The sequence below is a fragment of the Caballeronia choica genome, assembly GCF_001544535.1.
GTDB lineage: Bacteria > Pseudomonadota > Gammaproteobacteria > Burkholderiales > Burkholderiaceae > Caballeronia > Caballeronia choica.
The window spans coordinates 1-6,108 of sequence record NZ_FCON02000268.1 but is presented as its reverse complement, the minus strand read 5'-3'; the positions used below and the strand labels follow the sequence as shown (position 1 = coordinate 6,108).

At 60.8% G+C, this 6,108-nt stretch carries 9 protein-coding genes; 6 read left to right on the top strand and 3 right to left on the bottom strand.

All coding sequences use genetic code 11. From position 1 onward, the window contains the following. Positions 1 to 420 (top strand): hypothetical protein (locus AWB68_RS50295; RefSeq protein ID WP_235028807.1); only part of this gene is annotated, 420 nt, incomplete at its 5' end. Positions 421 to 1,450: 1,030 nt separating this feature from the next. Next, positions 1,451 to 1,756, top strand: coding sequence for a hypothetical protein (locus AWB68_RS41950; RefSeq protein ID WP_125483245.1), 306 nt, complete (start codon positions 1,451 to 1,453; stop codon positions 1,754 to 1,756). Positions 1,757 to 1,795: 39 nt separating this feature from the next. Here the strand turns inward: AWB68_RS41950 and AWB68_RS41945 are convergent, their stop codons facing one another. The 3 genes from AWB68_RS41945 to AWB68_RS41935 are packed head-to-tail and all read right to left on the bottom strand — an operon-like array spanning position 1,796 to position 2,665. Beyond that, positions 1,796 to 2,032, bottom strand: a complete 237-nt coding sequence (locus AWB68_RS41945) for a hypothetical protein (RefSeq protein WP_087650034.1) — start codon at positions 2,030 to 2,032, stop codon at positions 1,796 to 1,798. After that, the gene (locus AWB68_RS41940; protein ID WP_087650033.1) at positions 2,029 to 2,427 is read right to left on the bottom strand and encodes a DUF2442 domain-containing protein; all 399 of its coding nucleotides are present in this window, start codon (positions 2,425 to 2,427) and stop codon (positions 2,029 to 2,031) included. Before AWB68_RS41940 ends, AWB68_RS41945 begins: the two co-directional genes overlap by 4 nt. Next, positions 2,411 to 2,665, bottom strand: a complete 255-nt coding sequence (locus AWB68_RS41935; RefSeq protein WP_087650032.1) for a DUF4160 domain-containing protein — start codon at positions 2,663 to 2,665, stop codon at positions 2,411 to 2,413. The genes AWB68_RS41940 and AWB68_RS41935 overlap by 17 nt, the downstream gene beginning before the upstream one ends. Positions 2,666 to 3,004: 339 nt before the next feature. On the opposite strand from AWB68_RS41935, the gene AWB68_RS41930 reads away from it, so the two are divergent. Genes AWB68_RS41930 through AWB68_RS50995 form a run of 4 tightly spaced genes read left to right on the top strand, consistent with a single transcriptional unit; the run spans position 3,005 to position 4,477 of the window. Next, positions 3,005 to 3,550: a hypothetical protein gene (locus AWB68_RS41930; protein ID WP_087650031.1), complete on the top strand. Its 546-nt coding sequence runs from the start codon at positions 3,005 to 3,007 to the stop codon at positions 3,548 to 3,550. Between the two features lie 15 nt (positions 3,551 to 3,565). Continuing rightward, positions 3,566 to 3,754: a hypothetical protein gene (locus AWB68_RS41925; RefSeq protein ID WP_087650030.1), complete on the top strand. Its 189-nt coding sequence runs from the start codon at positions 3,566 to 3,568 to the stop codon at positions 3,752 to 3,754. A 58-nt stretch (positions 3,755 to 3,812) separates the two neighbouring features. Beyond that, a complete protein-coding gene (locus AWB68_RS51000) occupies positions 3,813 to 3,941 on the top strand; it encodes a hypothetical protein (RefSeq protein WP_268810981.1) in 129 nt (42 codons plus the stop codon). Between the two features lie 26 nt (positions 3,942 to 3,967). Next, a complete protein-coding gene (locus AWB68_RS50995; RefSeq protein WP_087650029.1) occupies positions 3,968 to 4,477 on the top strand; it encodes a ProQ/FinO family protein in 510 nt (169 codons plus the stop codon). The last annotated feature ends 1,631 nt before the right edge of the window (positions 4,478 to 6,108 follow it).

The following is a 6,108-nucleotide window of genomic DNA, read 5'->3' as shown; positions in this document are numbered from 1 at the left end:
CTGCGTCGCCTGATCCAGTTTTCGGCCATCAGTTTTCGTCTTCATACCCGTATAACGCGCAAGGCACTATTTGGTGCGCCTGTCAGTATCTTAAAAGCGTACGTGCTCGACAGTGCAATTGTTCGTTCAGTACCTCGCATAAAGTCGGAGTCGATCGTCGGCGATGCGGCTTGTGATCAGCGGAGTCCTTCGAATATGGCGCAAATCCGCAAACGCATTACATTGGCGTTACAACGCATCGCCGCCTCGCCTCGTTGCGTCGTTGAATTCGGTCACTACAGAGCGACGTCGCACGGCATCCAAAGGCTTGCGAAGTTAATAATCTGTAAGGAAGCCGTTGATATGGCTCGAGCCGAATGCAATTCGCGCACTCGCCCGCGACGCGCTCGAAAGCTATGTGTTTCAGGTAGCCTCTCGTAGCTTTTGGCCGCCGACCGTGGAGGTCCGCTGTCTGCTACCAAGCCGCCGCTCGAACGGCCGTCCCGCGGGGACGGCGAACGGCGGCAACTGGCCGAATCTTGCCAGTCGTCTGCAATCGGCGCGAGTGGCAAGGCGCGACCTAAAGCGTCGCGCTTCCGCTGGCGGACAACTCGCGTCGCCGTCCAAGAGCGAAATAAGGCCGGGAAAATATACGTCGCACCGCTCGTGTATCGCCGCCGTTCTTCGCGGACAGTTCGCGAGCTCCGAACCGAGATCTGTCATCCGGAAGTCCGCGCCAAGGGTCTCCATCAACCGGACCAGCTGATAGCGGCCGCGCCGATCACATCGCGAGCACGCTACTTCAAGATGACTTGCTCGCGCGGCCATGTCAGCGAGGGTAATGCTGCCGTTCATCATTGGATTTGCTCGCGTGGCAGACATGAAAGCGCATAGATGGAGCATTACAGCATTACGGCTTGCTAGTGATCTTCGGCTTACTTCTTTGAGTTCGGTTATACCCAATCACAGGGTCACTACTTCGAAGAGACTTATTTAATCGCTCTCCATACGCCGAACATACTCTTTGCTTCAGATTCGAAAAGTATCTGCTTGCGCAAGGTCAAGTCGGCAAGCTCTGCCTTGCTAAAGTCTTATGAGACAAGGGCATTGTCCCAACTGCCGAAGTAACGGAGCGAATGCCCGAGGCCGCCTTCGTCCTTTCCTACATAAATTTTTCCGTTCGGAAAAGTGATCTTATAAACCACGTGTTTGAAGTGCATATCAATCCCTCAGCGCAGCAACGAACTCACGCAGGACGTCGGCAATTCGTTCCACGCTAACAGTCGACATATCGTCTTACCTATTTCGACTTCCGCGGTTGGTGTGCGGTTGTCTACACCGAAATAGCGGCAGCCCGATACTATGCTTCTCGTGCAACTCCTGCGATTACCCTCATACTTTTGAGGTCAGCAGTAGCCCGAAAACAAAACGAACAAACTGAGGGCTATCTTTGTTCAAGTTCATCGCTCGCATGTTTAGTAAGAGATCAGTATCGGTTTCGCTCACGCGCCGCGCACAGTGGGCCGCAGTCAAGGCGGTTGCCCAGGAATCGAACGACGTCCGCCTGATTGAAGTGGTCCGCGACGCCGAAGAGCAAGCGCGCGAAGCCATCGCAGACAGTTATGGCCGCGCCGCGCTCACGTTCCCGACGGACACGCAGCTTGACGAACTGTGCGGCGTCGCGCTGGATCTGATTCAGGCGTCGAGCGAATACCGCGCGCGTCCCGAAGTGCGCCACGCCTTCGCCACCGTCGGCTTCGTTGCCACCAAAAGCTGATCCCGTGGCGGGCTAGCGATCTTAGCGAACGCGTTGTCATCATTTGCGCATCGCTGGCGTGCCGACACTTAGCGCCCAATAGTGTTTGCCATCCTTGTCGAAGGTCGCCGCGTTGCTATTCTCACGGTGGCTGCGCTCGAGGTAGTTCGGTCCTTCGGTCTGGAGGCGAACGCGCTCCTTGGCGCGATGCCGGCGGTGCCATGCGGCTTTGTCAGCGGCTTCGCTGGTGCTCGTCGTATGGGCGAAAATCGGCGTTTTCTTGCGGCTTCGGCTCATGCGTGCACCTCTGCTTTGCGCGGTCGTCCGCCCTTCTTGCCGTTCTCGCGCGACGCGGCCGCCTTGGCCGGCGACGTGCGGCGACCCAGCTCGCGCATCCATGCGCGCGAGCCGTAGATCCCGCGAAAGAGCGACGGGACATAGACGTCCGCATCGATTGCCGGGAAGTGCAGACCCCAGCCGACCGGCGAAATCTCGATCGCCGCGAGCACCTCGTCGCTCGCCTCGCCGAGCCCCTGGATCAGGCTGACCGGCACGCGGAGCCTGACGCCGTTATCCAGCTCGACGCCGAGCGAGCGATCCTCCGCGAAGTAATGCGCAGCAATCGCGCAGGGGCCGACCTCCTCGCCGGCCTTGCGCGCGGCGGCGATTTCTTCGTCAGTAATAACGGCCATGGTATTTCCTCCAGGCGGCACACATCACGGCCAGTTCGGTCTCGATCTCGTTCGCGAGTCTGCGGATCCGCGCGGCCGGAATGTTGCCTTTGAACTCGCGCAGCGCGAGCGGGCCTTGCGGGCAATTCAGCAGAAACACGACCTCATAGCCGGCGCCGCGGACATGCACATGTGCGGGGCGAGGGTCGGCCGTGCGCACGAGCACGCGATATCCGTTCCGGTCAATGATTGTCGGCATGAGCGCATGGTAACCCGAGCGTTGGGTTATTTTTCTTTTTTCACCGTTCTCCCAGACGCGCGGCGCAACGCCATCCTTCCCTCCTACTGAAAATTCACTTATTCTTCGATCCGATCCGCTGTAGTTTAGCCAGCGTTTCGCAGTCGAATTGGCATCGTTACGATATCGTTCGGATCGCGCTTCCACCCACACCAAAAAACATGATCATTACCTGCGGAAAACACGAAGGGCGGTGTCGGCAAATCGACGCTCGCCGTCCAGCTTGCTCTCGGACTATCGCTTTCCGGCGATACGGTCTGATTCGTTGATGGCGACAAACAGGCGAATGGCATCGGCGCCATGACGCTACGCACCGACCGTCAACTTCCCACCCTGCCCTCTTCCTCGTACATCGACGGAAAAACGCTCCGCGCCCAGGTCATGCTGCAGGCGAAGCGGTTCCATCACACTGTGATCGACGTAGGTGGCCGGGATACCGGTGCTTTGCGGGCGGCTCTCCTGTGTTCCGATATCGTTTTGATTCCGTTTCAACCCCGCGCATTCGACACGTGGGCGCTGGCTGACGTCGCGGCCGTCATCGACGAAGCGAACGGCACGCGGGAGACGCCCGTGTTGGCGCTGGCGGTCCTGAACTGCGCATACCCGGTCGGCTCCGACAATGCTGACGCGATCGAGGCGACCCAAGAATTCCCGAAAATGGAACTGCTCCAACTCACGCCGGATCGCGCCGGCATCGGGCGCCGTAAAGCCATCTCGCACGCAAGCGCCACCGGCCTGCACGTGTCCGAGTACAAGCCGCGCGATGATCAGGCGATCAGCGAGATTGACGCCCTGATATCGATGCTGAAACACCTGCAAAACGGTATCGCTTCACAATCGAAATAACAGGGGATCGCTACCATGACGTTGCAGAAACGCCCAACTCACACGGCGCGGTCGACAGACGCAGCCGAGGCATTCGTCGAAGGCGCGCACGACACCGTTGGCAAGGCGCCGAAGCTCACACGGGACAAGAAGCAGAAGATCTCGGTGGAGCTTTATCCGAGCTTCTGGCGGACGTCGACGCGCTCGCGCACAAGCTGCACATGAGCCGCGCCGCAGTCATTTCGCTGGCGTGCTCGGACCTGGTTGAGTCGAAGCTGAAGAAGTGAGCGAACCGCAGAGCGGTCCGCAGGGCTCGACGATCGCCGCGGTGAGTGCGAAAAACGGTCCTGATCGGCAGGAGGAGCCGCGCGCGGCGGCGACGTCGAACGCCCAGCCCGGTGAATTGAATTGAACGTGAAAAAACCCTGAATTCGAACCATGCAAACGACGACCCGACCGACTCTCACGTTAGGGAAACGTCCAGTTGCCGAAGCTGCCCCGGTAGATCCACCACCAGCGCCAGCATCACCGCCAACGACGCCTGCACCGCCAGCACCGACGCCGACGCCAGCGTCCAAGCGGCAGAGCGCGCTCAGTCCCGTCGATCGGCAACGCCGCAATAAGGCGAAGGGCGAGGCGGCGCTGGCGGTTTTGCAGGCCGCCTATCCAACGCTTTTCACCCATCCTGTCCCCCTGGCGCTGGGTATTGCGAAGGAGCTCACTGAGGCGAGGCGGGCGGGGACGTTGGCGGTCACTGCAATCCCGATGCGCCATGCGCTGGTCGGTTGGTTTAACTCCGATGACTACATTGCCTGCTTGGCTGCCGGCGGGTTTCGGATCGGCCTAGACGGACAGCCGATTGAACCGGTATCGCCCGAGCACATCGCCGCGGCGGTCGCCACGCTGCGGAAGCGCCAAAAGAAAGCCGAGCCTGTCGAAGTGGGTTAGAGCCCCGTCGCGCCCCAAACGGCGTTCTGACGGCCGCACGCGCGAATCGCAGCCGGAATGTTGCAACACGGAATATTTTTAAAAACCCGCATGACCGTGCGCTAGACTACGTCGCAGCCTCCGAGGGCAGCGGCACGCGAACAAACGGCCCGCACGTCTGAAAAGACGGCGGGCCGTGCCGTTTTCGCCAGGTGGGACGACAACTCCAGCACGCGTCTGCTCTGCCGCGTGACAGGCGACCGCAGGCGCCGCTGGCGAGTTCGGGACCGTAGGCGCGCACCACTGACCTCACGCCGAGGGCGTGTGCGAACGCCTGCTGCGCCTGCCGCCCTTTTTTTCTGCAAACTCGCTTTTCTGGCGCTCGGATCACGGCTCCGCGGCCACGCCCGCAGACCGGCGTCCGACCGCGCTTTCCTCCCTGATCGCGGTGAGCCTTTGCGGGACGCCGCCGATGGCAGTCAAGCGCTCCACGCTTTACTGGCGCGGGTTTGACTCATATGCTGAATGCCGGGTGTGTTCGAAGTGACAACCGGAGAGAGACCTTGTCCACCAGCGCACCGGTCATCGCATGGCTCGATTTCAGGACAAGCGACAGGTTTTCGCGCGCCGCGTTGGCCGCTGGCGTGTGTCGCGAGCGTTACTTGGGCGAATTATTGACTGTTTTGGCCGAGCATCTCCCCGGGCCTGCTGAAGAACCACGACCGCCGCCACCGCCCGCCCGCGAGCCGCCCCCGCCGATGCCGCCGCCGCGCTCTCTCCTCTCGATGTCAATCCCCCGCCCGCGTTATTCGAGCCAAGTGACTGCTGGCCTGCTCGGGCAACTGACCGCGAAACCACCGGCCAAGGCCAAGGCGAAGCCGGTCGCGAAGCCCAAACCGAAAGGGAGGACTAAGCCATGAGCGAAGCCGATCTGCGCGAGTTGCGAGTGTGCGCAAGTCCGGAACTGCGCATAGGTCGGGTTTATCGGCCTGTGTACAGCGGACTTGTGCACACGGGGATAACCGCTATCCTAGGATTGCTTCCCCTGACGGGGAAGCGATCTTATGGACTTGGCGGCCCGCTTCGGCGGGCCCTTTTTATGGCGTCTACTTCCGCGCATTGGCCCGGTCCGATCGGGTATAAAGTTCTCCCCAGCCGGTGGTGTCCTCGATGGGGAGGCACGCTGGTTAGGCTCGCGGGTTTTTCCCCATTCCTGCGGGCCGCTTTCCTAGACAGACAGCAATACCGCTGGCAGCCAGGCAGGTTATCCACAGGCCGTGCTTTTAGATTTTCCACGAGCCAGCAGCGCCGTGGCCCGACGCTGAAGAGCCCCCGCCGCCGACCGCTCGACAGCTGCCGCCACCGATGCCGCCGCCGCGCTCACTCCGCTCTGCGTCGATCCCCGCGCTATTCCAGTCAGGTCACCGCCGGTCTGCTCGGGCAACTCACCTCGACCTCGAAGCCCACGGCCAAGGCGAAGGCAAAGCCAGTGACGAAGGCAAAGAAAGCCGCGGCGGCCGCGAAGTGATACATTGAATTTCCGTCCTTGGTCCTGGACGAGAAATCTCCTTTTTTGCCTCGTCAGTAAAATGTGTGGGTGCTTGGCGGCTCGGGGAGGTTGCCAAGTGCATGATACAGCGCGATTTCTGTCG